25 protein-coding genes are annotated in these 24,057 nt (G+C 40.5%); 12 read left to right on the plus strand and 13 right to left on the minus strand.

All coding sequences use genetic code 11. From position 1 onward, the window contains the following. Window positions 1-115: 115 nt before the first annotated feature. The 4 genes from AC1TO8_RS03960 to AC1TO8_RS03975 form a co-directional block, all read right to left on the minus strand. Entirely contained in the window at window positions 116-2,527 is a 2,412-nt protein-coding gene (locus AC1TO8_RS03960) for an ABC transporter permease (RefSeq protein ID WP_482054292.1), read from the minus strand. Between the two features lie 5 nt (window positions 2,528-2,532). Beyond that, window positions 2,533-3,291, minus strand: a complete 759-nt coding sequence (locus AC1TO8_RS03965; RefSeq protein WP_482054293.1) for an ABC transporter ATP-binding protein — start codon at window positions 3,289-3,291, stop codon at window positions 2,533-2,535. A gap of 129 nt (window positions 3,292-3,420) precedes the next feature. Further along, window positions 3,421-4,866 carry a HAMP domain-containing sensor histidine kinase gene (locus AC1TO8_RS03970; RefSeq protein WP_482054294.1) on the minus strand — a complete coding sequence of 482 codons (1,446 nt, stop codon included), beginning with the start codon at window positions 4,864-4,866 and terminating at the stop codon, window positions 3,421-3,423. Window positions 4,867-4,880: 14 nt separating this feature from the next. Then, window positions 4,881-5,591 (minus strand): response regulator transcription factor, encoded by a 711-nt coding sequence (locus AC1TO8_RS03975; protein WP_482054295.1) that lies wholly within the window; start codon window positions 5,589-5,591, stop codon window positions 4,881-4,883. 230 nt (window positions 5,592-5,821) lie between these two features. Between AC1TO8_RS03975 and AC1TO8_RS03980 the strand changes: the two genes are divergently transcribed. The 5 genes from AC1TO8_RS03980 (at window position 5,822) to AC1TO8_RS04000 (ending at window position 10,160) form a co-directional block, all read left to right on the plus strand. Beyond that, window positions 5,822-6,400, plus strand: coding sequence for an LURP-one-related family protein (locus AC1TO8_RS03980; protein WP_482054296.1), 579 nt, complete (start codon window positions 5,822-5,824; stop codon window positions 6,398-6,400). Between the two features lie 121 nt (window positions 6,401-6,521). Further along, on the plus strand, window positions 6,522-7,112 hold the full coding sequence (locus AC1TO8_RS03985) for a TetR/AcrR family transcriptional regulator (RefSeq protein WP_482054297.1): 591 nt from the start codon (window positions 6,522-6,524) through the stop codon (window positions 7,110-7,112). 25 nt (window positions 7,113-7,137) lie between these two features. Next, window positions 7,138-8,340 (plus strand): MFS transporter, encoded by a 1,203-nt coding sequence (locus AC1TO8_RS03990; RefSeq protein WP_482054298.1) that lies wholly within the window; start codon window positions 7,138-7,140, stop codon window positions 8,338-8,340. Between the two features lie 129 nt (window positions 8,341-8,469). Then, a complete protein-coding gene (locus tag AC1TO8_RS03995; RefSeq protein WP_482054299.1) occupies window positions 8,470-9,048 on the plus strand; it encodes a TetR/AcrR family transcriptional regulator in 579 nt (192 codons plus the stop codon). A 23-nt stretch (window positions 9,049-9,071) separates the two neighbouring features. After that, window positions 9,072-10,160 (plus strand): serine hydrolase domain-containing protein, encoded by a 1,089-nt coding sequence (locus AC1TO8_RS04000; RefSeq protein ID WP_482054300.1) that lies wholly within the window; start codon window positions 9,072-9,074, stop codon window positions 10,158-10,160. Window positions 10,161-10,298: 138 nt separating this feature from the next. On the opposite strand, the gene AC1TO8_RS04005 is transcribed toward AC1TO8_RS04000, so the two are convergent. From AC1TO8_RS04005 to AC1TO8_RS04015, 3 genes are all read right to left on the minus strand, one after another. Beyond that, on the minus strand, window positions 10,299-11,192 hold the full coding sequence (locus AC1TO8_RS04005; protein ID WP_482054301.1) for a hypothetical protein: 894 nt from the start codon (window positions 11,190-11,192) through the stop codon (window positions 10,299-10,301). A gap of 81 nt (window positions 11,193-11,273) precedes the next feature. Continuing rightward, window positions 11,274-12,671, minus strand: a complete 1,398-nt coding sequence (locus tag AC1TO8_RS04010) for a sensor histidine kinase (RefSeq protein ID WP_482054302.1) — start codon at window positions 12,669-12,671, stop codon at window positions 11,274-11,276. Then, entirely contained in the window at window positions 12,668-13,321 is a 654-nt protein-coding gene (locus tag AC1TO8_RS04015; RefSeq protein ID WP_482054303.1) for a response regulator transcription factor, read from the minus strand. The genes AC1TO8_RS04010 and AC1TO8_RS04015 overlap by 4 nt, the downstream gene beginning before the upstream one ends. Before the next feature lie 238 nt (window positions 13,322-13,559). Here AC1TO8_RS04015 and AC1TO8_RS04020 point away from each other — a divergent pair, with 238 nt between their 5' ends. Together AC1TO8_RS04020 and AC1TO8_RS04025 are read left to right on the plus strand one after the other, a co-directional pair. Further along, window positions 13,560-13,673: an FAD-dependent oxidoreductase gene (locus tag AC1TO8_RS04020; protein ID WP_482054304.1), complete on the plus strand. Its 114-nt coding sequence runs from the start codon at window positions 13,560-13,562 to the stop codon at window positions 13,671-13,673. After that, window positions 13,645-14,022: a helix-turn-helix transcriptional regulator gene (locus AC1TO8_RS04025; protein ID WP_482054305.1), complete on the plus strand. Its 378-nt coding sequence runs from the start codon at window positions 13,645-13,647 to the stop codon at window positions 14,020-14,022. Before AC1TO8_RS04020 ends, AC1TO8_RS04025 begins: the two co-directional genes overlap by 29 nt. On the opposite strand, the gene AC1TO8_RS04030 is transcribed toward AC1TO8_RS04025, so the two are convergent. Together AC1TO8_RS04030 and AC1TO8_RS04035 are read right to left on the minus strand one after the other, a co-directional pair. After that, window positions 13,947-14,933, minus strand: coding sequence for an SDR family NAD(P)-dependent oxidoreductase (locus tag AC1TO8_RS04030; RefSeq protein ID WP_482054306.1), 987 nt, complete (start codon window positions 14,931-14,933; stop codon window positions 13,947-13,949). The genes AC1TO8_RS04025 and AC1TO8_RS04030 overlap by 76 nt on opposite strands. Window positions 14,934-14,955: 22 nt before the next feature. Then, window positions 14,956-15,579 carry a DUF1796 family putative cysteine peptidase gene (locus AC1TO8_RS04035; protein ID WP_482054307.1) on the minus strand — a complete coding sequence of 208 codons (624 nt, stop codon included), beginning with the start codon at window positions 15,577-15,579 and terminating at the stop codon, window positions 14,956-14,958. A 212-nt stretch (window positions 15,580-15,791) separates the two neighbouring features. On the opposite strand from AC1TO8_RS04035, the gene AC1TO8_RS04040 reads away from it, so the two are divergent. Genes AC1TO8_RS04040 through AC1TO8_RS04050 form a run of 3 tightly spaced genes read left to right on the plus strand, consistent with a single transcriptional unit; the run spans window position 15,792 to window position 18,411 of the window. Further along, window positions 15,792-17,006, plus strand: coding sequence for a glycosyltransferase family 4 protein (locus tag AC1TO8_RS04040; RefSeq protein ID WP_482054308.1), 1,215 nt, complete (start codon window positions 15,792-15,794; stop codon window positions 17,004-17,006). A gap of 5 nt (window positions 17,007-17,011) precedes the next feature. Continuing rightward, window positions 17,012-17,509, plus strand: coding sequence for a hypothetical protein (locus AC1TO8_RS04045; protein WP_482054309.1), 498 nt, complete (start codon window positions 17,012-17,014; stop codon window positions 17,507-17,509). Continuing rightward, window positions 17,506-18,411, plus strand: a complete 906-nt coding sequence (locus tag AC1TO8_RS04050; protein ID WP_482054310.1) for an NAD-dependent epimerase/dehydratase family protein — start codon at window positions 17,506-17,508, stop codon at window positions 18,409-18,411. The genes AC1TO8_RS04045 and AC1TO8_RS04050 overlap by 4 nt, the downstream gene beginning before the upstream one ends. A gap of 157 nt (window positions 18,412-18,568) precedes the next feature. Here the strand turns inward: AC1TO8_RS04050 and AC1TO8_RS04055 are convergent, their stop codons facing one another. The 4 genes from AC1TO8_RS04055 to AC1TO8_RS04070 form a co-directional block, all read right to left on the minus strand. Further along, window positions 18,569-19,705, minus strand: coding sequence for a 5-methyltetrahydropteroyltriglutamate--homocysteine S-methyltransferase (locus AC1TO8_RS04055; RefSeq protein WP_482054311.1), 1,137 nt, complete (start codon window positions 19,703-19,705; stop codon window positions 18,569-18,571). A 120-nt stretch (window positions 19,706-19,825) separates the two neighbouring features. Continuing rightward, window positions 19,826-20,728 carry a LysR family transcriptional regulator gene (locus tag AC1TO8_RS04060; protein WP_482054312.1) on the minus strand — a complete coding sequence of 301 codons (903 nt, stop codon included), beginning with the start codon at window positions 20,726-20,728 and terminating at the stop codon, window positions 19,826-19,828. A 14-nt stretch (window positions 20,729-20,742) separates the two neighbouring features. Continuing rightward, window positions 20,743-21,756 carry an LLM class flavin-dependent oxidoreductase gene (locus AC1TO8_RS04065; protein ID WP_482054313.1) on the minus strand — a complete coding sequence of 338 codons (1,014 nt, stop codon included), beginning with the start codon at window positions 21,754-21,756 and terminating at the stop codon, window positions 20,743-20,745. A 218-nt stretch (window positions 21,757-21,974) separates the two neighbouring features. Beyond that, window positions 21,975-22,244: a 2TM domain-containing protein gene (locus AC1TO8_RS04070; RefSeq protein WP_482054314.1), complete on the minus strand. Its 270-nt coding sequence runs from the start codon at window positions 22,242-22,244 to the stop codon at window positions 21,975-21,977. Between the two features lie 120 nt (window positions 22,245-22,364). Between AC1TO8_RS04070 and AC1TO8_RS04075 the strand changes: the two genes are divergently transcribed. Together AC1TO8_RS04075 and AC1TO8_RS04080 are read left to right on the plus strand one after the other, a co-directional pair. Further along, window positions 22,365-23,300, plus strand: coding sequence for an NAD-dependent epimerase/dehydratase family protein (locus AC1TO8_RS04075; protein ID WP_482054315.1), 936 nt, complete (start codon window positions 22,365-22,367; stop codon window positions 23,298-23,300). Between the two features lie 14 nt (window positions 23,301-23,314). After that, window positions 23,315-23,875, plus strand: coding sequence for a PadR family transcriptional regulator (locus AC1TO8_RS04080; protein WP_482054316.1), 561 nt, complete (start codon window positions 23,315-23,317; stop codon window positions 23,873-23,875). Window positions 23,876-24,057: the final 182 nt, after the last annotated feature.

A 24,057-nucleotide genomic window follows, 5' to 3' on the forward strand; every position in this document is an offset into this window, starting at 1 on the left:
AAAGGGAATGTAAATTATTGCGCACGAATTTGTAAATAGTAGACATAGAAAAAAATAACGCTTGGATTTCCAAGCGTTTCATAGCAAGATATTTAAACTAATACGACGTGGTTACTTACTCTACCACCAATATCCTGGCCGATGTTGTATTTACCACTCTGGATGACACCCAAGAACCAAGACCTGCAGCCAATATACTTAGAAATGCAAAGCCGATAACGCCCCACCACTGAATAACGAGAGGGAAATCAACTATTCCATAATCAGAGACAATACTCTCGAGGAGCTTAGGTAACAAATATACGCCAGCCAATCCACCAAGTAGCGCACCCATCGCAGACAGGATGATGATCCCTACCGTTACAGATAATCTAATATAACTAGAAGTCATACCAATGGATTTATAAATGCCGTAAGTTTTACTTTCTTTCTTAATGTTAATTCGGCAAGTGCTCACTATAATGATGAATGTAACCATGATGAACAACAGCCCCATTATACTAAAAGGAATACTCAATACGGTTGTACCCTCTTTGTAAGTAGCATCCAGTAACGTCTGTTGATTTAATGCTTTAAGAGAATCATTGTAATGAGCATTGATCTCATCTACTATAAGATTGGCTTGCGTACCGTCGTGAAGATTAATGAAAGTTGTAACCACCCCATTATAATCTGGATTGTACGATTTGACGACATCCTTAGTAATTCTAGCTGTATATGACATATTAGCAATCGCCTGGTATATTCCAGATACGGTAAGGACTTGTTGGTGACCCTCAATATACACATCTACCACATCGCCAATATCTTTGCCTAGCATCTTCGCTACATTGACACCAATAGCAATTTCATTCTTATTCCGGGGGTTAGTTCCTCTTAATGTCGTATAACCCATATCATCAAAACTTCCGTCAGCAACATCCAAACTGATACTCATCGACTCCGGTAATGATTCGTCTTCATATGGCATCTCATCTGAAGGAAATACGGCTGCCATAGAATCCAACCAACCGATGTTCTTTACTCTCGGGTCTGATGATAGTTGCTTGTCAAAGGTAACACGATCAAAGGTAGAATCATTATATATCGCAGCTACAATATGAGATGAATCATACCCCCACTTTGGCGATGTCTGTCCGACCGAACTGATACTGTTCAACAATAGAAACCCGAACACAAGTACCGCAGATGTAATAATAGCTAGAACCATCATTAAGATGGAACCTTTCACATTCTTAACAATATTCCTAAATCCAATAACGAATATGACAGGATACCGTTCAAATCCCGTTTTACCTCTTTCTACTGAATTCAATCGTTTTGTCATTTTGCTACTGTCCATTTCAGACATGCCATACCTGATCGCTTGTACAGGCTCAATAGAACGGGCTTTGCCCGCATAACCCCACGCACATAGTATGACGAGAATAAATATTAACAATCCTACAAAAGAAACAATTGGCATCCATTGTATATCGATTGGAATATTCTCCGTCTTCACATAAGAAAGGGAACTTTCTACGATCAATCTCGATACAAATATGCTAACGATTAGTCCAGGTATAATTGAAATGATAGACAGAAGACCATATTGAGCAACGTATATGCCTATTATTCTTTTCGAGGTTAATCCCAAGGATTTAATGATTCCCATCGTCCTATAATTGGACAAGATCGCATCAGAAATAGTATATCCGATCGTATATATGGACACTAACATCATAACGACTCCGAGAAAAACCATTACAAATCCAATCACTTTATTGAGAATAAGATAGAAAGCTGCGATTACCTCAAACTCTGCCATGGATTCAAGATAAGGAGTACCCCATTCTTGCTCAAACTTTTGCCAATGTAGCGAACTAAGACTATAATCTTCAAATCTAAGTCCTAGCATATACATCTCTTTACCCGTCATAGCATCTAAATGTCCCTTGTAATCTTGACTGTTCATCCATATGCGTGCACTCGTTGAAAAGGGGCCCCCTTCAGGAATATCAACCACAATGGCAGATACCCTTAATTCAAAGCTCCTTTCTCCCGTATTGAATCCAATGGATTCACCAATCGAAATGTCATGGGTAAGTGCCGCCGACGTTGGAATCCATATCGTTCCGATCTCGGGTTGTAAACTCTCAACACCGTGATCAAAAATAAGCTTATCCACCGTGAAGGGTTTTTCCGGCGTATCCATCATTAGTAGAAATAATTCTGAGATTTCTTTACCCTGATGGGTTATTCCAGCTAAAGTCCTATACGGCATCAATTCAGATGCAGTAATCCCTTCTTGCTTATCCCACCACTCTTTTACTATATACGGATCGTGCAGTTCGTCTCCCATATTCAATATTTGGTGAGAACCATTCGTTTGCGTGTGTATATCTTTAAATACATTCTCTGTATTTAGAATAACCGTGACTGAGGTTGCAAGTAGCAACGTGGATAACATGATCAGTAAGGCGATTAATCCATTCTGTAATTTCTTCCGCCTTAAATTAGCCAGGCAAAGTGTCCACACAGCATACATAACGTCTACTCCCTCCCCGACACGTACGAGAAGATAATACTTTCTCTGTCGTGAATAGAATCCTCATCGTATTTGTCGAACTGAAGCACACCGCCAATAGTGCCATCTTTAATCAATATTAATCGATCCGCCCTACATGCAGCCTTGATGTCATGAGTTACCATCACAACAGACTGCCCCGCTCGATTCATCTTCGTGAGAATATCCAGAACCGCAACACCCTGATCGTAATTCAAGCTTCCCGTCGGCTCATCCGCGAACAGGACATCTGGAGAATTAATAAGCGCTCTAGCTATCGCCGCTCTTTGCTGCTGTCCACCCGAAGTCTGGGCAGGCAGACGATTTCGCTGTCCTTCTATATCCATATTACTCATGAGTGAGACTGCCTGCTGCTTCACTTCCGTCTTCAGATATCCTGCCACGTATCCTGGTAGAGCAATATTCTCGAAGATCGTAAGGTCAGGCACCAAGTTAATACTCTGATAAATGTATCCGATCTTTCGCGCCCTAAAATCAGCTAATTCTTTTTCCTTGTATTTATGAATGTGTTGCCCCTGAAATTGCACTTCACCAGCCGTTACGCTATCCAGCCCACTTAGAAGGTATAACAGTGTAGACTTTCCTGAACCTGAGTTTCCCATAATGACGGTGAAATCCCCTTCGTAGATGTCTATATCTACGTTGCGTATAGCATGATATTGTTCACTTCCTGTTGAGTAGGTCTTGCATAGATTGGTTCCCTTAATAATCACTTGCTTTGACATATTTAAGCCCTCTCCTTATTTCCGTATAAACTCATTGTAAGGGGCTAATCTTGTGAAATACTTATCAATATATTAATAAAATATTACTGGTACAAAATATACGGTTCAGCACAGCAACTACGCTTAGTCTCAACACAATGGAATGGCACAGAAGAATTCCGTTCCTTGACCCTTCACGCTTTTAAATGAGATCGTGCCCTTGTGCGCTTCAATAATATGTTTGCAAATCGAGAGTCCTAACCCTGCTCCTTCATTTCGATGTATGGATTGATATGAACTCACTCTTCCTTGGAAATAGCGTTCAAATATAAACGGCATATCTTGAGGTAGAATTCCCTCTCCTGTATCGGATATGGTGAATGTTAACTGCTCCTGTTGAAGTTCGATGTGAATACGTATCGTATCGCCGGCCGATGTATGTTTCAATGCATTAGCAATGAGATTTGAAATAACCTGTTCCAATCGAGTAGCATCTACATGAATTAATACATTAGGAACATCTTCTCGCTCCGGTTCGGTAAATACAACACCAGTAGTTCGAACATAATGTCCAATAGGTTTCAGAATGTTCAGAAGGATGTCTCGACTATATTGCTCTGTAAGAGTAACTGAAATTTGTCCCAATTCACTCAAGGCATGAACTAACAGATCATCAATCAACCTTGCCATTTTATCCGCATTCGTCTGCATCACTTCCATGTATTCCATAATCGAAGGCATATCCGGGCATACCCCGGCATGAATAGCTTCAATGTAAGCTTTCATCGTGGTAAGAGGTGTCTTGATATCATGTGAAATGTTAGAGATCAATTCTTTCTGTGCTGTATCTTGTTCTGCTCTTTGGATGTGCAGTGACATGATCTCTATTCTCATCTGATCGAACATCGCATATACTTCCCCAACTTCATCGATTCTGCCATATGTGAATTGCGGTTCATAATTCCCTTTGAGGATCGCTTCGGAATAGTTCTTCAGTTGATAGATAGGCTTGATGGCTTGATCGTTTATTTTGCGAAGAAGAATGAATAATAGATTGATTAGAATGATCCCACATACAATAATGATTACGAATGGAATCCAAGACTTTGAATGTGATTTCTCGTTCAGAACCATACTTTCAGGCATCGTAAAAATCGCATTTCCCACTTGAACTTGAGACTCTTCATCAATGACAGGAAAGGCGATTTTGAACATATCCTTATCTACTCTTGAGGTATATAAATCATAGTGAAGCGAGGTCCTCACATCGATATGTTCAATAGATTGATCTAGAGGAACCGTAAACGCTACGTTACCGTCTAATTGAGCATAAATAAGATTCACACCGCTGACTTCGGTCATCTCTCGCACTGTCTTTTGCATATAGGGGTCCGCGGAAATATCCTCGTGATGTTGTTCTAGATATTGCATGATATCACTCACTTGGATACGTACTTGATTGATTACATATTTCGGTTCAGATGCTTGTCCACTTCCAAGAGGATTCACCCACATATATGTCGCGCATCCTATCATCACAATCACACTAATCAAGGCATAAGCATGCCATCTTTTCATCCAGTCACGTAAATACATACAATGCTCCCATCTCACATTTCATCCATATTCAATTTATACCCAACACCCCAGACCGTTCTAATATAGATTGGATGTGACGGGTCGGATTCCACTTTCTCTCTTAATCTTCGAATATACACAGTAATCGTGTTCTCATCTCCTAGAGAGGTGTAACCCCAAATGGCGTCTAACAATTGGCTCTTAGTAAACACCTGATTGGGATTATTGGCTAAAAAATATAGTAGTTCAAATTCTTTGGAAGACAATGAAATTTCCTTATCGTCCACGGTTAATATGTAAGCTTTCTTATCTATTGTAATATTTCCTATATGTATCGCATCACTGTCTAATTTCTTTTTTTTACTTACCATTCCCTCAACTCTTCGCAAATGAGCATTTATTCTTGCAACCAACTCACTTAATGAGAATGGTTTAGTCATGTAATCATCTGCACCAAATCCAAGGCCTAGCACTTTATCTGTGTCACTTCCGCGCGCGCTTAGAATAAGTATAGGTGTTGTACATTTATCTCGAATTTGACGACAAAGTTCAATACCATCCACATCTGGTAGCGTAAGATCCAAAATTATGAAATCCGGATTTGATGTATCAACACACCGCAACCCGTCTGCGCCGTTGTTCGCTACCTCTACCTCGTACCCATGTATACTTATATAATCTCGTAATATACGAGAAATATCTTGCTCATCTTCAATAATAAGAATCTTGCTTGCTCGATTCATAGATTATGACCCCTCACTCTAATATTCAACAGACAACCTTAAGTCCAACGCAACGGTTCAGGTATCTTCGGCTTTTTTTCAATCCCTCTTATTCTACTAGATTCTAAGTTGTTTTTCTATTATTTGCGAATTATTAAAGTAGCTGTGATTATCGTTATTAATTCCATGATTCCCCTTTCTTGAAAATATGAGATAATAAGAAAAGTTTAAATATAAAGGAGACTATTATTATGACTGATCGCTATAACCATCCCACCTATTTAATTCGCAAGAAAGTTTTCAAAATATTCGGTGATGCCTTCCATATTTATGATGCTCAGGGCGGACTAGCCTTTTACGTCAAACAAAAGGCATTTAAACTGAAGGAAGATATTCGAATATATAGTTCCGAGGACATGACTGAAGAAATTCTAATTATAAAAGCACGATCAAGAATTGACTTCTCTGCTACATACGATGTCTACGATCCCCAAAGAAATGAGACTGTTGGCAGCTTAAGAAGAAAGGGGATGAAGTCGATCCTCAAGGATGAATGGACCATTCTCGACACTCAGGAAGTTGAGGTCGGACTGATTACAGAAGATAATATGTTGCTGGCTATCATCCGTAGATTTCTATCCAATCTCGTACCTCAGTCCTTCCGTGGTACAATGGGGCAATATGACGTGCTTACTTTCAACCAACGATTTAATCCTTTCATTCAGAAAATTGAGCTTGATTTCTCCATGGATCATAACCGTCTCCTCGATCGCAGACTTGGAATCGCGGCTAGCGTCTTGATGAGCGCAATCGAAGGCAAACAACAATAATATACTAAATCGCCTTGATCATGAATTTATGACTGGGCGGTTTTTTGATATATTTCAATTCGCATTTGTATTTAATAATTAAATTTGCTAGAATAACTGACGAACGTTCGTTAATATAGGGGTGATTCGATTGAAACGTACAGAGATTAAAGCGGTCGCCTTGAAATTTTTCACAATTCATGGGTATGAGGGAGCATCTCTGTCGCAAATTGCCGAGCATGTCGGCATGAAGAAACAGTCTCTCTATGCTCATTTCAAAGGGAAAGATGATCTATTTCTGCAAGTTTTACATGATGCCAAAGAGACAGAGATCTCATCGATACTACATTATTTGAGTAAAGTCGTTCCCCTTAATCCCAAAGCAGATTTATTAGGATATCTGCAATTGGTCATTGATTTGTTTCAACAGAACGAACAGTTAAAGTTTTGGCTACGTATGTCTTTTTTTCCACCTCTCCATCTTGCAATAGCGATTAGTGAGGAAGTAATCGACTCGGAACAAAAAATTCAAACCGTACTAGAAAGTAAATTTCAAGAATGGATCGATGCCAAAGCCATCATGGAAGATACAGCCACCGTACCTACTCTTGCCTTCTTAGGTATCGTTGATTCGATCATGCTAGAGCTTGCTTATGGTAATAATGAACAACGTTTAAACGATAAACTAAATGCCTCATGGACCGTGTTTTGGAGAGGTATTTCACAGATATGATTTTACAAAAGAGAGGTATTACTTTATGAAGAAACCATTAAAAGAACAAAAAGCAGTTTTACTCATCCTATTAAGTAACATATTCATTGTTTTTCTAGGAGTCGGACTTATCGTCCCTGTTATGCCATCCTTTATGAATATGATGCATTTATCAGGCCAATCGATGGGGTATCTTATGGCGGCCTTTGCGTTCGCACAATTACTCATGTCTCCCCTTGCAGGACGATGGATTGACCGTTATGGCAGAAAGAAAATGATCATAATTGGCTTATTCCTCTTCAGTATATCGGAGATCATCTTTGGTTTAGGTACACATGTATCGGTTCTTTATTTTTCCAGAATTCTAGGAGGCATTAGCGGTGCTTTTATTATGCCTGCCGTAACTGCCTTTGTTGCAGATATTACCTCTGTAGAGGAAAGACCGAAAGCGATGGGCTATATTTCTGCCGCCATTAGTACCGGTTTTATTATTGGCCCAGGTATCGGGGGCTTTATTGCTGAACTGGGTATTCGTGCCCCCTTCTACTTTGCTGCTGGCTTCGCATTAATAACAGGTATTTCATCCCTATTTATTCTCAAAGAGCCACTGACCAAGCAGCAGCTTTTGGAAATCAGTCAACTTAAAAAAGAGACAAACTTGGCAAGTGATCTCAAACGCTCACTCCAACCACTATACATTATTGCCTTTATTATTGTATTTGTACTGGCCTTTGGTTTATCTGCATATGAAACTGTATTTAGTCTATATTCTGATCATAAATTTGGATTCACTCCACGAGATATTGCTACCATTATTACAATAAGCGCCATCTTCGGGGTTATCGTCCAGGTCTTTGCGTTTGGTAAAATGGTAGATAAACTCGGTGAAAAGAAACTCATCCAAATATGCTTAATTGCTGGCGTAGCATTAGCGGTAGCATCCACCATGGTCTCTAGCTATTTAACCATTCTGCTAATCACCTGCTTCATCTTTCTCGCATTTGACTTGCTACGCCCAGCATTAACGACCTATTTATCAAGAACTGCCGAACAAGAACAAGGATTTATCGCTGGAATGAACTCAACATATACTAGCTTGGGTAATATCGTCGGACCTGCGTTAGCCGGTATATTATTTGATGTAAACATCAACTATCCGTATCTCTTTGCTGCTGTCATTATGTTTATTGGTCTTGTCATTACGATGATGTGGAAAGAAAAACAATCCGCTAGCAGCTTGGCACAATAATATGGGGAATGACCTACTAAGGCTGTCGAGACATTCTCGGCAGCTTTCTTTATGTCTTAATAGTAATTTCTTGTAGTTACCATCAACCACGCTTTTTCATGCTCACGGTCATTGAACAGGGAGATGCTTATGGCACCTAAGAGAAAGTTTACTAAAGAAACAATCATTTCTGTAGCTTTTGAAATAGCAAAGGCAGAGGGTATTGATCAAATCACGATAAGAAAGGTTGCTGACCAGATGGGGAGCTCCATAGCCCCTATTTATGTGAACTTTACAGATATCTATGAGCTAAAAAAGGCAGTGATGAACAAAATTCATGAAGTTTCTCAGCAAATGCTAATGACACAATACAACCCAAATCCATTTCTAAATATTGGTATCGCCAGTCTGAAGTTTGCTCGAGAGTATAGTGTACTTTTTAAAGACTTGATCATGAATAACCATACTTATTTGAGTGATGTTCAACCGCAAGTGGGTAACATTCTGGAACAAATGAGACTTGATCCTGAAATGCATGACTTTACAGACAAGGAGCTTATGGGAATTCTATTAAAAATGCAAATATTTCAAATGGGTTTATCCGTAATGGACGTCAATGGATTGCTTCCGGAAGTATTTGATGAGGAGAAGTTAATTGCGATGATGGAACGCACGGGCAAAGATATCATTGCTGGTGTTCGCTCCCTCAAGATCGAAAGATTGGATTAATATCATATGGGAGTGATATACAAATGGAGAAGGACAGAGTACAAACCTTAATTGCAGATCTTTTTAAGAAAACAGTACAGAAAGACGCTAAAATATATAATGCTTATATGTTAGTTCATTCTGATAAGCTCGGTATTCACATGAATATAGCAGAAGGTACAACGGGTAGTCAGGTCGCAAATGCACAACAACCTTTTTTCATCGCCAGCATTGGCAAGCTATTTACAGCGGTCCTCATTGGTCTTTTAGTGGAAAAGAAACTGATATCCTACGAAGATAACATCTCCATGTATGTAGATCCACTCCTACTTAACAATCTACATATTTTCAAAGGAACCGATTATACACATGATATCCAAATAAAACACTTATTGAATCACACATCAGGCCTAAATTGTTTTCTCGAGGATAAACCTAAACAGGGTAAATCTATGCTCGATATGCTGTTTGATGATCCCTCTCGTTTCTGGACACCGCAAGAAGTTATTCAATGGTCTAAAGAGCATCTGCAATCACATTTCCCACCAGGTAAAGGATTTCATTATTCAGATACAGGCTATAATCTGTTAGGATTAATCATTGAGCAAATAACATCGAAACCCTTTCATGATGTCCTTCGGCATGATATTTTTGAACCGTTTGAGATGAACCATTCATATTTAATTCTCCGTTCTGAACCTACAACACCAAGCGAATTCCCCATGGCTCATTTATTTGGACGAAATATCAATATGACAGACTACCAAAGCCTTAGTATTAGTTATGCCGGAGGTGGAATTGTCTCCACAAATGAGGATTTACTTAAATTCATGAAAGCACTAGTACATGATGAGATTCTTAAAGAAGACACTCTTGCAAATATGAAGAGGGATTGGACGAAATTTTTCATGGGTATTGATTATGGTTATGGAATAATGAATTTCAAAACCATCCCCTTATTCATGCCGCAGAAATATAATATGTGGGGAAATGCCGGCTCAACAGGAACGTTTCTGTTCTACCATCCGGACATGGATACATATCTATTAGGAAGCTTAAATCACTTTCGTTACAATAGAAAAGGAATACGGCTGATGCTTCAAACCATTGATAAGCTCTCAAAATGTAATTAAATGTTTTAATGAATACTCTGTCTAAGGCATCGTTTCAAATCGAGTAAGAGGGGCTCGTCCAAGATGATATATGAACAGCCGCCAACATTGTGGCGGCTTGAGGGCTGAAAATTCACTTTAACATTTCAAGAAAATATCTCACTGCAAATCCAAACCTCTTAGAGTGGGTGCCTCATGTTCATTGACAGGTGGGGCTGATTTTTCAAGCTCTTCGACCTTTTCCTGCACCTGCTTCATGAGCATTTCATTGAATTCCTTATCGGGCTTATATGACCCATTATAAACGATACCGAGCAACGCCTTATCATATCGAGAGAAACTCATCAAAGCAATTCCCCCATTTTCTCCCGTAATATCAAGTGAAATCGTCGGATCATTGCTGCTGTAACCTTGACCATTGTATACAACCGACTTGACTGCGCTGTGAACAACGTTATATTCCTTCGCCAGATTCTTTGCCAGTGCAACATATTCCTGCGGACTTTTATCAAGAGTCGCATCAAAAGCTACTGAAACCTTTTTATCCAGCGTTCTGTCACGGACTATGCTAAATAATTCTCCTGTTACCGAGTCCACAGAGAAACTATAGCTACGCTTGCCGTCGAACAACACATCGGCGTACCAGCTCGAGCGGGTAAGACTTTCGGTTGGCTGCTGGTAGCCCATTTCAATTATCTGACCCTCTAAGCTCAGACCAAATACCTCCCAGAGTGCTTGTGCGCCGATTTCCGCTGCATCTTTTTGGGTCATGTCCTTGCTCGTTGGCGTTTGGTTACGGTAGTATTCAAGGTCAATTGCTCTCACCGTATAATTTGCTATTTTGTAGCCTGCCGGCAAGCTCTGGTCTGCCGTTTGGGATGGACTGGTTGCAACATTTGCATAGCTTGTAGGGATAGTATTTGTTTTTTTGAATGCCGTCACCGTCGCTGCCTCTGTGAATCCCTGGAACAGTAATGTGCTGGCCCCAATGACCACTGCGGCCGCCAATATCGTTTTTTTCAAGCTTTTTCTTTCCGTTCTGTTTGCTTTCATCTAAATCTCTCCTTCATAATTTTATGTGTGATCACAATTAGCAGTATAAAATAGGCGGATTATAGAATCATCATCAAGTTATTATGAAGTTGTAAAAATGATTGTTGCCGTCGTTCCCTCCCCTGGATGGCTCATAAACTCTAGCTCCGCGCCGTGAAATAAGACAATCTGTTTACAGATGGCAAGGCCTAATCCGGCGCCGCCGTCCCTGCGGTTTCGTGATTTCTCTACGCGATAATAGGGCTCTGTAATATACTGGAGTACTTCGGATGTCATACCTTTTCCGTTATCCTGGATACAAACCGTTTTCTTTCCTACCTCTATAGCGGCACGCACTATGATATATCCACCCGTACCGCACGCCTTTATCGCATTGTCAATTAGATTGACAAACAAACTTTGCAGTAAGCAGGCATCTCCCCAAATAACATCCATTTCACAATGAAACACAATTTGAATTTCTTTTTCAGTAATCTTACTATGCAAGGTCTGTTTAACAGATTGGAAAAGGTCTGATACTTTTTGCGCTTTCCAGGTGATCTGGTCATTTTTAAGGTTTGCCAGTTCGAGTAATTGATTGGCCATTGTCTGCATACGCCGACTTTCCGACATAATATAGTTGATCGCGGACAGCCTGTCATCTTCAGTTAGGGCAGCCTTTTGCATATATTCCGCGTATCCATAGATTGCAGTCAAGGGCGTACAGAGCTCATGGGCAAAATTATCAATAAACTGCTGTTTTTTTTCTGCGGCAGTGATAAGCTCCGTCATTTGATGCTGGATTTCCTCTGCCATATGATTGAAGCTTTGTGCCATTTCGGAAAGCTCATCATGCCCGGATACCGGGAGCCTGGTTTCATATGCACCAGCCGCGATATTGCGAGAGGTTTGAGAAATCTGCGATAGGGGCTTAAATATTCGATTAAGCACTAAATGAAGGCCTACAGCAAGCAATACGGAGAGAATAAATCCCATGAAAAACAGTAAATTTTTCATATGTCCCCATCCAATTATGGCATCTGTCGTATCATAAAAATAGACCATTGTATACAAATCATATGGCGCAGGAAGCTTTCCCGAAACAATCACATAGGTATGGCTATCTGATTTTTGTATAGAAACCAGTCGATTTCCATCCTCTGGTGGTTCCAAAAAGCTACCCTGTAATACAATCTCCAACCGATTGGAATAAGCAAGCTGATCGCCCTTGTAAAGCGCTAGTTTAACCTTTTTATCCCCGGACAGATAACTGTATGGCTGGAGCAAAGATCCTAAAGAGCCCTCAATATCAATTCCACGGCTTTCCACAGCATGAAAATCCTTTATAAGCGCAGATGTTATAAAATAATGTTCACCCAAGCTTCTTTCTTCTACACGATTAACAGTATCTTTGAATGTAGTGACAGAAATGATTAATATCCCAAGATTGAAGGAGAACAGAAAAAGCACCAGCGTTGTTAAAAAAGTGCGGTATTTCATGCGCTTATCTCCAGGCGGTAACCCAGCTTATAGATCGTTTTTATCACATTTTCCCAGCCTAATTTTTTTCGAAGCTTTTGAATGTGAACATCAATCGTTCGGGTATCCCCTTCATAATCATAGCCCCACACAAGCTGCAGAAGTCTTTCTCTAGACAATGCGATATTACGGTTGTATACCAACACCTCTAACAATTCATATTCTTTCGGCGTACATTCCACAAGCTGTCCCATATAAAACACCTGATGGCTGTCAAAATCAATCCTCACAGCTCCCGCTTCAAAGGAGCTTTTATTTTTTTGGGTTCGCCGCAGCACTGCTTCTACGCGAGCCAATAGCTCCAACATTTCAAAGGGCTTTGTCAAATAGTCGTCAGCCCCCATTGAAAATCCCTTTATGCGATCTGGTAAGCTGCTACGTGCCGTTAAGAAAATCGTGGGAGTTTCGTGAACTTGTCCAAACACTTCAAACCCATCAAATTCAGGCAGCATGATATCTAAAATTATCAGATCATATGTATGGCATTCTATTTCTGAAATGGCAGTTTTTCCATCAAATACAGAAGTGCAGTGATGCCCTACAAGCTGCAAATTCCTTTTAACCAACTCGTTGATTGATATTTCATCCTCAACAATTAATATTGCTGCCAAAATGATTTCAGCTCCTTTTTTTATAATAATATCATTATTTTGTTATAGAGTTGTAAAGCAGTATTACAATATGCAGGGAAATGCTGGATCAACAAGAACGTTTCTGTTCTACCATCCGGACATGGATACATATCTAATAGGAAGTTTAAATCACTTTCGTTACAATAGAAAAGGAATACGGCTGATGCTTCAAACCATTGATAAGCTCTCAAAATGTGATTAAAGGGGACTTTAGTTCATGAAGGTGATCGTTATTGGAGCAGGTATTGGTGGATTATGTGTTGCTCTTGCCCTACGCAAGATTGGCATACAAGCGACCGTTTTTGAAAAAAGATCAGCACATCAAAATTAACTTCAGTAAACCGTCAGACCTACAGCAACTAGCCGAGGAGTATCATCTGCATCCTTCACATTTGTCGAGACAATTCAAGAAAGAAACAGGAATGACATTAACTGATTACCAGAATAGGATGAGGGTAGATGAAGCCAAGATACTTTTGAAAAAAGATCTCAGCTCGATCGGTATGATTGCCGGGTATGTTGGCTATGATGACGCCGGATACTTTACGCGAATATTTAAAAAACTAGAAGGCAAAGAATCGCACAACTGGAATTTGTCTTGTTGTCAGGAAAGTAATCCGCTCTTAATCAGCATTTCCCTTATTTCTTCCTTGGTCATCAGAACATCATTGGAAGAATAGGTCTTGTTCTTAAGCGAAGGATAATTGGAATAATGCTCATTTAACTGAGAATTCTCAATTGTAGGAAGTATGACAATTAATTGCTCGTTGTATTGTACCGCATTGTGACTTTCGTATTCGGAAATGAGAAGTTCATTAAGTTTCTCACCTGGTCTAATGCCATGCTCCTTTATCCCTACATTCTTCTTCCCGGACATCTCGATCAGTACCTCAGCTAGATCAATGATTTTACACGCAGGCATAGCCATGATAAAAACTTCACCTCCTATTCCTTCTATCGCGGCTTTAACCAGAAGCCCGGTGACTTCTTCCAGCGTCATGAAGAATCGGATCATCCTCTTATCCGTAATACCGACTTGATTTTTATCTTGAATTTGCTTCTTAAATAAATGAAGCACACTTCCGCTGGTCCCTAGAATATTTCCGCCTCTTACGCAAATCATTTTCGTCTTTGTATTCAAATTATTCGACAAAATCATCATCTTTTCCCCAATTGCTTTCGTCATACCGTAAAAGTTGCTCGGATCCGCCGCCTTATCCGTCGACATGTTAATAACCTTTTTCACGCCATTATGCAATGCAGCATCAATGACATTTTGCGTACCGCCCACATTGGTCTTCAAAGCCTCGATAGGTTGTTCCTCGCAAATGGGAACGTGCTTAAGCGCGGCAAGATGGAATACGTAATCGATGCCCTCGCAAGCTTTGAATAGCGCTTCCTTGTCGCGGATGTCACCGATACAAAAGGATAATCTAGCATCGTTGAAGGTCTGCTTCATCGCAACTTGTGCTGATTCATTCCTTGTATAAATGATAATTTTTTTGGGATTATACGAAAGTAACTGAGTAACCAGTTCATAGCCAATAGAACCCGTTCCACCGGTAACCAAAATACTAGATTGTGTTAACATATCTCTCCTCATCCCCTATTTTTTATAAATGGTCAATTCCTTTAAGCATCGTTTTCCAGAGTTCATCATTACCTGCCCATTTTTCTCCGTCGGGTAATTGAACGGCACATACTTTATCTAGTGGCCAGTTTAATTCCACAATTCCATCTACAGGAGCATGATTAATGAGAAGAATCCGAAAATCATGCTTTACAAGTCCCGTTAAAACCGTTTGAAGGTCATATACATCCTGAATGCTCCCTTCTGTTCTGACAAAAAGAATCCGTTGACAGCTTTCCATCTTCTCCAGAAAGCGCTGAATGCGTCGGTCAAACTTTTGTTTCACCTCAGGATAGGCAAATAAGTTAGTGTAAGTATTGCTCGCTTTGGTAAAATCATGGTTGGAAAAAATATGATAGGCATTTTCCGACACAAGCAGCATTTCTTCGCCTGCATCTCCGACTACCCTCAAGTTATCCAGTTCCATAAAACCTGTAAATCTATTCATCAACAACCTATTTACTTCCGACAACTGTGGCGATCCCACCCAATCTAACACGCCGGAAAATAACCTTAAGTTGTTTTTTTTAAGCTGAATGGAACCCAGACAAAGATCTCCCAAACTGAAAATACTATCGTACTCCCCTTTTAACTCCGCTAGTCTCATAATCTCTCAGCACCTTTCGTTTACTAAGGTTTCTACTCTATTAAATTCACTCTTCCACCAAAATGCTTGGACTCAAGTAATTGTAACAGCATCCATTTTTATAATTTTGGACTTATTCGCCCATAACTTCGCCCGAACTTATTCCTTATTTCTCAATATACTGTAGTCTATACTAAAAAAATTAATATCATAGGATAGAGGAGAGATGGACAGTGAAAATACTGCTAGCAACATACTGGCCCATTCCGCATATTGGAGGGGTATGGCCTTTTATGGTGCAGCTTAAAGCTAAGCTGGAATCCATGGGGCATGAAGTGGATATTCTCGGAAATGGGGACGACGCCACAAATTCTTTTATTTATATGCAGAATCAAAATCGAATACTTTCAAAGGACAAACTGCTTCCGTTGCTAAAAGCCAAGTTGAATCTAACCACATATCCTGTTCTTCATGCCAACCCCCTAGTCAACTATGCTGAATTCCAAAGGTATATGTATGAATTAGCTGCTGCTTATTTCAATGTAAATGACTATGATGTGATTCACACGCAAGATGTCATATCCACCACTGCCATAGCTCGAATTCGTCATCCAAAAACTGCTCTAGTAGCCACATTACACGGTTGCGTTGCTCATGAGATTAGAAAAATTCAACACCCAACGGATTTTGTGGCCCATGCTTATTATGATGCGGTTGAACATACAGGAGCCACTTCCGCTGAGGTCACTCATGTTGCTAACCAGTGGCTGCATGACATTTTGACTAGTGAATATAAGGTGCCCGCTGAACAAGTGAAAGTGTTTCCTTATGGATTCGATATAGATACATTTATAAACCGGATGCATATAGGAAGCGACTTAGCTCGCCCTACCGACAAAAAAGTCATTATCTTTACGGGGCGATTGGTAGAATTAAAGGGAATTCATTTTCTTTTATCCGCACTTAGTAAATTAAAGAAGAAACGTAAAGACTGGGTTTGCTGGATTGTCGGAGAAGGGGAGAAAAAAGAGGAGCTTTTGAAACAATGTCAAGAACTTGGTCTGAAGAAGTACGTCATGTTTCTGGGCGTAAGGAACGATATTCCAGCACTGTTACACAAGTCTGATATTTTTGTATTACCAAGCCTTATCGAAAATCAATCTATATCTGTAATTGAAGCACAAATTGCAGGAAAAGCGGCGATTGTCAGCAATGCTGGTGGTTTGCCTGAGATGGTTGAGCATAAGGTTACAGGTTTAATTACTCCGGTAGGGGATATTGATGCATTAGCGAAGAGTTTGAGGAAGTTACTAAAAAATGATGCTTATCGGACGGAACTCGGAATAGCCGCCCAGAAGTTTGCCATGAAGCAATGGCCGATGAATGCTATGACTGATCAATTGCTTAATCTTTATGAGTCCGCTATCCAGAAAAGAAGACAGGGGTAATGTATATGAAAAGGTTACCTACTTATGAGATTGATGGAAATTCATATAACTTCCTGTTTCTTTCGCCGCTAAAGAGCCTTGATGTACTTGTTGACAGCAGAGTCTGGCCACTTGCCGTGGGAAGACTCCCGAAAGGTTATACCATTCCTGATCAGGCCTCACTCGATGTTCTGCTGAATATGAACGGCGATTATTACAAATCCTTATTTTCTAACCCCCTGCCTACGTTCGGATCTTTCGTTGATGGCTCTGTTTGGTCGCTAATTAGGGATTCCTTGCCTCATCATTATGTTATCCCTGATCAAGCATCGGTCGAGATCTTGAGAACGATGCCTACGGACTACAATAACACTCAATTCACCGCTCCCTTATCCCAGCATGGCAATATATTCGATGACAAGGAATGGGCACTAATCACTGCTACATTGCTTAATGGTTATCGTTTAGCCGATTCTGTACCCACCGATAACGTGAAGAAAATAAAAAGGAAATCGAAATTATGAAAGCTATTGTGACCGGCGGGGCAGGTTTTATCGGCTCCCATCTTGTAGATAACCTTCTGGCTATCGGATTTGATGTGCATGTAATTGATGACTTGTACTCCGGGCATTTATCCTACGTCCATCCTCAGGCTATTTTTCATAAGGAAGATATTCGTAGCAAAGAGAGTAATGAAATCATTATCAGCGAAAAGCCGGACGTTGTATTCCACCTGGCCGCCCAAGCGGACGTGCAGCGATCCATAAACGACCCACGCTTTGATGCAGACGTCAACATATTGGGAACCGTAAACCTGCTTGAGGCCTGTCGAGCGGCTTCCGTTAAAAGATTGATTTTCTCCTCTACCTCCGCTGTTTATGGGAACTTGCAGAGTGATCTGATCTCCGAGGAAGACCCTGCGGCACCCATATCTTACTACGGTTTGTCCAAATGGACTGCAGAAGCGTATATCCGCATTTTTTCCACGATGCATGGGATTCCTTATACGATTCTTCGCTACGGTAACGTATACGGTCCAAGACAAATGCCAAAGGGAGAAGGAGGCGTCATTGCAGTCTTCATACAAAGAATTAAGGACGGAATGCCCTTGCACATTCATGGGGACGGCGAACAAACCCGTGACTTCGTATTTGTTAAGGACGTCGTTCAGGCCAATATTTCCGCGATAACCTTTGGTCACCGGGAGACCATTCAAATCAGTACCGGCCACAGTATTTCCATCAATAGCTTGGTCCAAATGCTGAAACAGATACACGGTTCCGAAATTGAGACTACTTACTCATCGGCCAGAGACGGTGATATCTGTCATAGTTGTCTTGACTGTAGGAAGGCTTACCGTGAGTTACAGTGGCAACCGCAAGTGGACATGATAAAAGGACTTATGGAAACATATAACTCTATTTAAAATCTCAAAAGGGTATGCAATAATTATATATCAACTGCATATCCCATTTTCAACCTATCATTAGTCAAGCTCTTATTCTTCAAAAAAAACGCAACCTATAACGGCTGCGTAAGTTTATTGTGTATAATGAAGCGCATAGGACGGCTGCTTTGAACGACTACTTCCAAATCTCATCTGCAATTTCCTTGATGAATGCAAGTTTGCTCCACTGCTGCTCTTCTGTCAAAATATTACCTTCTTCTGTCGACGCGAACCCGCATTGAGGACTAAGGCAAATTTGATTGATATCCACCACCTGTGCAGCTTCTTTAATGCGCTTGATGATTTCTTGCTTATCCTCTAGTTCGCCATTTTTGGAAGAAAACAGACCTAGTACAACCTGCTTGTCTTTCATAAATCTCAACGGTTTAAAGTCCCCGGCACGATCGGTATCGAATTCAAGGTAATAGCCATCTATGTTCTCAATACCAAGAAGTGTTTCTGCGATGGGCTCATATCCGCCTGAGGATGCCCAAGTTGAATGATAATTACCACGGCAAACATGAGTAGTAATGACCAAATCCGAAGGAAGCCCGGTAATTGCTTCTTGATTGACACGAGCATATCGCTTCGCAATATCAGCAACATCCGCTCCCTCCTGCTGCCTTACTTCCCAATAGTTCTTGTCGCAGAGCATTCCCCAAGTGCAATCATCTAACTGTAGACTACGGCATCCCGCTTCATAGAAAGCTAGAATTGCAGCTTTGTAGGCACTCGCAATATCAGTTATCAGATCATCTGTATTACTATAATAAGCGTCTGTGCTCGCTTTATTCTCTCCGCGTTCAAGCTCTGCAAGAAATTGTGCGGGTGCCGGTATCGCCTGACGGGCAATCACGTCATCACCTGCAACTTGTTTCAAAAATTTGAAATCCTCTACGAATGAATGAGTGGAAAAGCTAATCTTTCCCGATAACCGTGCAGTTTCAGCCCTTGTTTCCACACCTTGAAATTGATATCCTTTTTCAAGAATAACCTTCTCCACGCCATCAAGACCCCACATGAAATCAAGATGCCACCAAGAGCGTCTGAATTCACCATCCGTAACGGCCTGAAGTCCTACAGACTTTTGCTTCTCTACCAACTTGATAATCTCGTTATCCTCTATCTTTCTCAATTCGTCAGCAGAAATCTCCTCGTTCTGAAATTTCAATCTAGCTTCTTTAATCACCTGAGGACGTAGAAAGCTACCAACTGTATCATATCTGAACGGAGTAACCTTTCGTTGTGTTGCGTTTTCTGTAATGTTGCTCATATGGGTAATCTCCTTTAGCTTTTGAATTGAATGTCTAAAAGAAATATACCACGGGATATCAGTTATAACGTAAATCCAATATACTATATCTAGTTATAGCTTTAAACTATATACTTTTTATTATTCGATAATAGCTTGATGAAGTGCTTCAACATAGGCCGATGCAAGTTTTGATAATGCCACATTTTTATGGGAAATCCATCCGACGTTGATCGTTTCATCACAATCCAATGGAACCGGAATAATTTCATTGCCATTTAGATCAGAACTAAGCACTCCAGTAGAAATAGTATATCCATTTAAGCCTATCAATAAATTGAAAAGCGTTGCCCTATCCGTTACACGAATGCTTTTATTGCGCGATAACGTACTAAGAATCTCCTCTGAAAAGTGAAAGGAATTATACTCTCCCTGTTCAAATGATAGATAAGGATAATGCTGAAGCTGTTCTATCGTAACTACGGATTGCTTAGCTAAGGGATTTTTACTACTAATAAAAATATGCGGCTCTGCCGTAAATAAGCTGTTGAATTGCAGATTCCCAGCTTGGAGTAGCCTGTTGATTACTTTGGCATTGAATTCGTTAAGATACAATATCCCAATTTCGCTACGCAAACTTTTAACATCCTCAATAATTTCATGGGTTTTGGTCTCACGTAGTGCTAGTTCGTATTCATCCTGCCCATATTCTTGAACCAAATTCACAAATGCATTCACCGCGAAAGCATAATGATGTGTAGAAACTGAGAAATGCTGTGGTGATGGCTTAGCATCTAAATAGCGTCCCTCAAGTAATTCCGCCTGCTCAATCACCTGCCGTGCATATCCAAGAAATTCTGCACCCTCCATCGAAAGAGTGACTCCTTTATTCGTCCGATCAAAAATAGTAATTTGAAGTTCCTCTTCCAAATCTTTAATCGCATTGGAAAGACTGGGTTGAGATATAAATAAATGCTTTGCGGCTTCATTCATCGAACCTCGATTAGCGACTTCAATAACATATCTCAGCTGTTGTAGAGTCAATAGATCTAGTCCTTTCAGTTTACATTCATGTCAAACGCATCTGCAATCAGCTTATAGGAATGGATTCTTGCCTTCTCATCGTGAATCGGACTATTAAGGAGTATCTCACTAACATTATAATCCTTGCCCATTTGTAGAAGTTGCTCTTTCACCTGAGCCGGTGTACCGATCACTCTACGTTTCCGAATCTCCTTAATATGTTGCAGATCCATCTCCGTGTATGGATAATTCGTTGCTGTCTGAACAGACGGTAAGAATGGGATCTCCAACCCTGTTCTAATACCGAGGAATAACAAATCACTACTCATCGCCAATTGACTTGCTTCTTCTTCCGTCTCAGCACAGATCGCAAGGGTTGCAATCATCGAACGTGGATGATCCTCCAATACATGATTGGACTCGAAATGCTCATTATAATGTTGCGTCGCCATTTCACCACCAGGCGTGCCAAAGAACTCCGCGAAAGCATAAGAGGTACCTAGTGTGGCGGCAATTCTCGCACTCTCCCCACTTGAACCTAGAAGCCAAATTTCAGGAGCTGTGGAAATGATTGGAGCAGTTATTAGCTTCTCAAACGGATGTCCAGCAGGAATGGAATTATTTAGATACCCTATAATATCCAATACCTGTTGGGGATATTTATTCACATCAACGTACTTATCCTGTTGTAGAGCTCTCGTCGCAAGCGGCATACCACCAGGTGCTCGCCCTAGACCAAGATCAATACGACCGGGATGAAGTGCTTCCAGCAACCGGAAGTTCTCAGCCACCTTATAAGCACTATAATGCGGGAGCATAATACCGCCAGAACCGACACGAATTCGGTTGGTCGCTGCTGCTAGATGAGCAACGAGTACTTCTGGACTAGAGAAAGCAAGTGCTGGCATGGCGTGATGCTCGGACACCCAGTATCGAGTGTATCCTAGATCCTCCGTTGCTTTAGCAAGTCGTGTTGATTGATGAAGGCCCTCTGTGGCCGTTTGTCCTTCATTAACATATACCTGGTCAAGTACGCCTAACTTAATCATATTTATACACTGCTCCTCTTCTCTATGGTGTAAAACTTGAAGTAATAATAAAAAAAACCCTTCTTCAAAAGGGCTTATCGATATGAATAAGTAAGTCTTGTCTTACTAAAAGGATATCATGTCCTGTTCTATTCAATAAGCTGATTCAAACTAAATTATAACATTTAACTCTGATGAAAACCAATTCACACTCTCAATCAAATTCAACAGGTTGTTACTTATTTTCTATTCATATACTTATCAATTTTCCGCTTCTCCCAATCATCACCGAAAAAGAAGCCGTTTCCTAAGACAGAGAAGCCATGTGCTAGAATCCCTATCCCCCACCCAAGCAATGGGTAGATAAACCAGATGCTGTCACGAGAAAATAATAAATTTATAAGAATCAACCCTGAATTCACTAAAATATACACCAATAAGTGAATATAAAATTCCTTTACTGCTCTAACCCTTTTTAATGCTAGCTCAAATTTTTCATGATTATCCAATAAAACAACTCCCTTCTTTATTTTATTAATTTACTGTGTAACCTGTTATTACTTCTGTTCATACCTCCTCCTATGTATTATAATAATATATATTATTATAATACATAGGAGGTCTGCAACATGCAAATCATTTTCGGTACGGGTGCATTAGGTTTAGCTGTCATGAGACAATTATTGCTTAAGGGAGAACAGGTAAGAATGGTTAATCGGAAATCGAAACTAAAATTGCCTACAGGTGTTGAACTCGTGCACGGTGATGCGAAGGAAGAAAGCTTTTGCAAAGATGTTTGCCAGGGGGCCAAGGTCATATATAATTGTACAGGACTCCCTTACAGTCAATGGGTCACCGATCTGCCAAGAATTCAACATGGAATCATTGAAGGTGCGGTCTCCTCTGGAGCGAAATTGATTTATGCTGATAATCTTTATGCCTATGGACCGCAGTATGGCGATCTGCATGAAGATCTTCAAGGGAAACCAATTGGATCAAAAACAAGTATTCGTGCTACTCTCAGCCAGATGGTATTACAAGCACATAAGGAAGGACGAATTCAAGCCACCATTGGTCGTGGATCAGACTTCTATGGTCCTGAGGTACATTTATCTACATTAGGTGAACGTGTATTTAGAGCAGCACTAGCAGGAAAGCCTGCTGAAGTTATTGGAGATATTGACCAACTTCATACCCATATTTTTATCGATGATTTCGCGCGAGCATTAGTAACACTATCCGAAAATGAAGAATCGCTCGGTCAAGTTTGGCATGTACCTTCTGCCGACACGGTTAGCACGCGTCAGTTGATAGACTTCATTTATCAGGAAGCTGGTCATAAACCGAAGGTTCGTATCGCGAAGGGATTCATATTGATTGTTATGGGATGGTTCGTGCCAATGATGAGGGAATTCAAGGAAATCATGTATATGTTCAATCAGCCTTTCAAAGTGGATCACGGGAAATTTGATCGGGCCTTCGGTACACAGGTGACATCTCATACAGAAGCGATCCAGTGCACATTAGCATGGTATCGAAGTTTAGAAGAAAAGACGATTAATTAGGAGGCAGAAGCAAGTTGACGCGTCGAGAAGGAAAAGTGAACAGCAGCATGTACGCAATACTGGGTGTTTTGACATTGGGTCCTCATACGGGATATGACATTAAGAAACAAATGGAGCTTAGCACTAGCTACTTTTGGAATGAGAACTTCGGACAGATCTATCCTCATCTAAGTAAGCTTCTAGAGAACAATGATGTTACGATGGATGTGGAATCACAGGAGGGAAGACCAGACCGTAAAGTATATACAATAACACAACAAGGCAAGCGGACATTGGCTGCTTGGTTAAGCATGCCGATGGAACACTCTTTTATCGAGAAAAAGAACGAACTCTTGCTACGGTTGTTCTTCGGTCATAATGTTCCACTTGAAGTCAACATCCGACATATTGATGAGTATAAGAACAAGATGCAGGAGATGCTGCAAGTATTCGAAACCGTAGAGGTATCACTCCGCAGTTGTCACCCGTTAGATGAAAATTTAAAGTATTGGCTAATGACAACTAACTACGGAAAGATACAAGTTAGGGCGCTGATTCAGTGGTGCGAGGAAAGTATTGAAGAATTAAATAGTTAACTATGTATTAGGCGAATGATCCATAACGTCTTGATGTCGTTTCTGCCGAGACATAAGAAATGGAGTATCAAGAATCAATTTCATAATTACGCAACCAGATTTGGCTGCATCGGCGATTATGAAATTGATTCAAGTGTATTCTGGTGACTTCAATTTATTCACTTTCACAAACTGAAACTACG

The organism is Paenibacillus sp. Y859 (assembly GCF_056786405.1).

Excerpts from the sequence above, each read along its gene's own strand:
- AC1TO8_RS03960 (WP_482054292.1), bottom strand. The coding sequence starts at position 2,527 with ATGTATGCTGTGTGGACACTTTGCCTGGCTAATTTAAGGCGGAAGAAA.
- AC1TO8_RS03965 (WP_482054293.1), bottom strand. The coding sequence starts at position 3,291 with ATGTCAAAGCAAGTGATTATTAAGGGAACCAATCTATGCAAGACCTAC.
- AC1TO8_RS03970 (WP_482054294.1), bottom strand. The coding sequence starts at position 4,866 with ATGTATTTACGTGACTGGATGAAAAGATGGCATGCTTATGCCTTGATT.
- AC1TO8_RS03975 (WP_482054295.1), bottom strand. The coding sequence starts at position 5,591 with ATGAATCGAGCAAGCAAGATTCTTATTATTGAAGATGAGCAAGATATT.
- AC1TO8_RS03980 (WP_482054296.1), top strand. The coding sequence starts at position 5,822 with ATGACTGATCGCTATAACCATCCCACCTATTTAATTCGCAAGAAAGTT.
- AC1TO8_RS03990 (WP_482054298.1), top strand. The coding sequence starts at position 7,138 with ATGAAGAAACCATTAAAAGAACAAAAAGCAGTTTTACTCATCCTATTA.
- AC1TO8_RS03995 (WP_482054299.1), top strand. The coding sequence starts at position 8,470 with ATGGCACCTAAGAGAAAGTTTACTAAAGAAACAATCATTTCTGTAGCT.
- AC1TO8_RS04000 (WP_482054300.1), top strand. The coding sequence starts at position 9,072 with ATGGAGAAGGACAGAGTACAAACCTTAATTGCAGATCTTTTTAAGAAA.
- AC1TO8_RS04005 (WP_482054301.1), bottom strand. The coding sequence starts at position 11,192 with ATGAAAGCAAACAGAACGGAAAGAAAAAGCTTGAAAAAAACGATATTG.
- AC1TO8_RS04010 (WP_482054302.1), bottom strand. The coding sequence starts at position 12,671 with ATGAAATACCGCACTTTTTTAACAACGCTGGTGCTTTTTCTGTTCTCC.
- AC1TO8_RS04020 (WP_482054304.1), top strand. The coding sequence starts at position 13,560 with ATGAAGGTGATCGTTATTGGAGCAGGTATTGGTGGATTATGTGTTGCT.
- AC1TO8_RS04030 (WP_482054306.1), bottom strand. The coding sequence starts at position 14,933 with ATGTTAACACAATCTAGTATTTTGGTTACCGGTGGAACGGGTTCTATT.
- AC1TO8_RS04035 (WP_482054307.1), bottom strand. The coding sequence starts at position 15,579 with ATGAGACTAGCGGAGTTAAAAGGGGAGTACGATAGTATTTTCAGTTTG.
- AC1TO8_RS04045 (WP_482054309.1), top strand. The coding sequence starts at position 17,012 with ATGAAAAGGTTACCTACTTATGAGATTGATGGAAATTCATATAACTTC.
- AC1TO8_RS04050 (WP_482054310.1), top strand. The coding sequence starts at position 17,506 with ATGAAAGCTATTGTGACCGGCGGGGCAGGTTTTATCGGCTCCCATCTT.
- AC1TO8_RS04055 (WP_482054311.1), bottom strand. The coding sequence starts at position 19,705 with ATGAGCAACATTACAGAAAACGCAACACAACGAAAGGTTACTCCGTTC.
- AC1TO8_RS04065 (WP_482054313.1), bottom strand. The coding sequence starts at position 21,756 with ATGATTAAGTTAGGCGTACTTGACCAGGTATATGTTAATGAAGGACAA.
- AC1TO8_RS04075 (WP_482054315.1), top strand. The coding sequence starts at position 22,365 with ATGCAAATCATTTTCGGTACGGGTGCATTAGGTTTAGCTGTCATGAGA.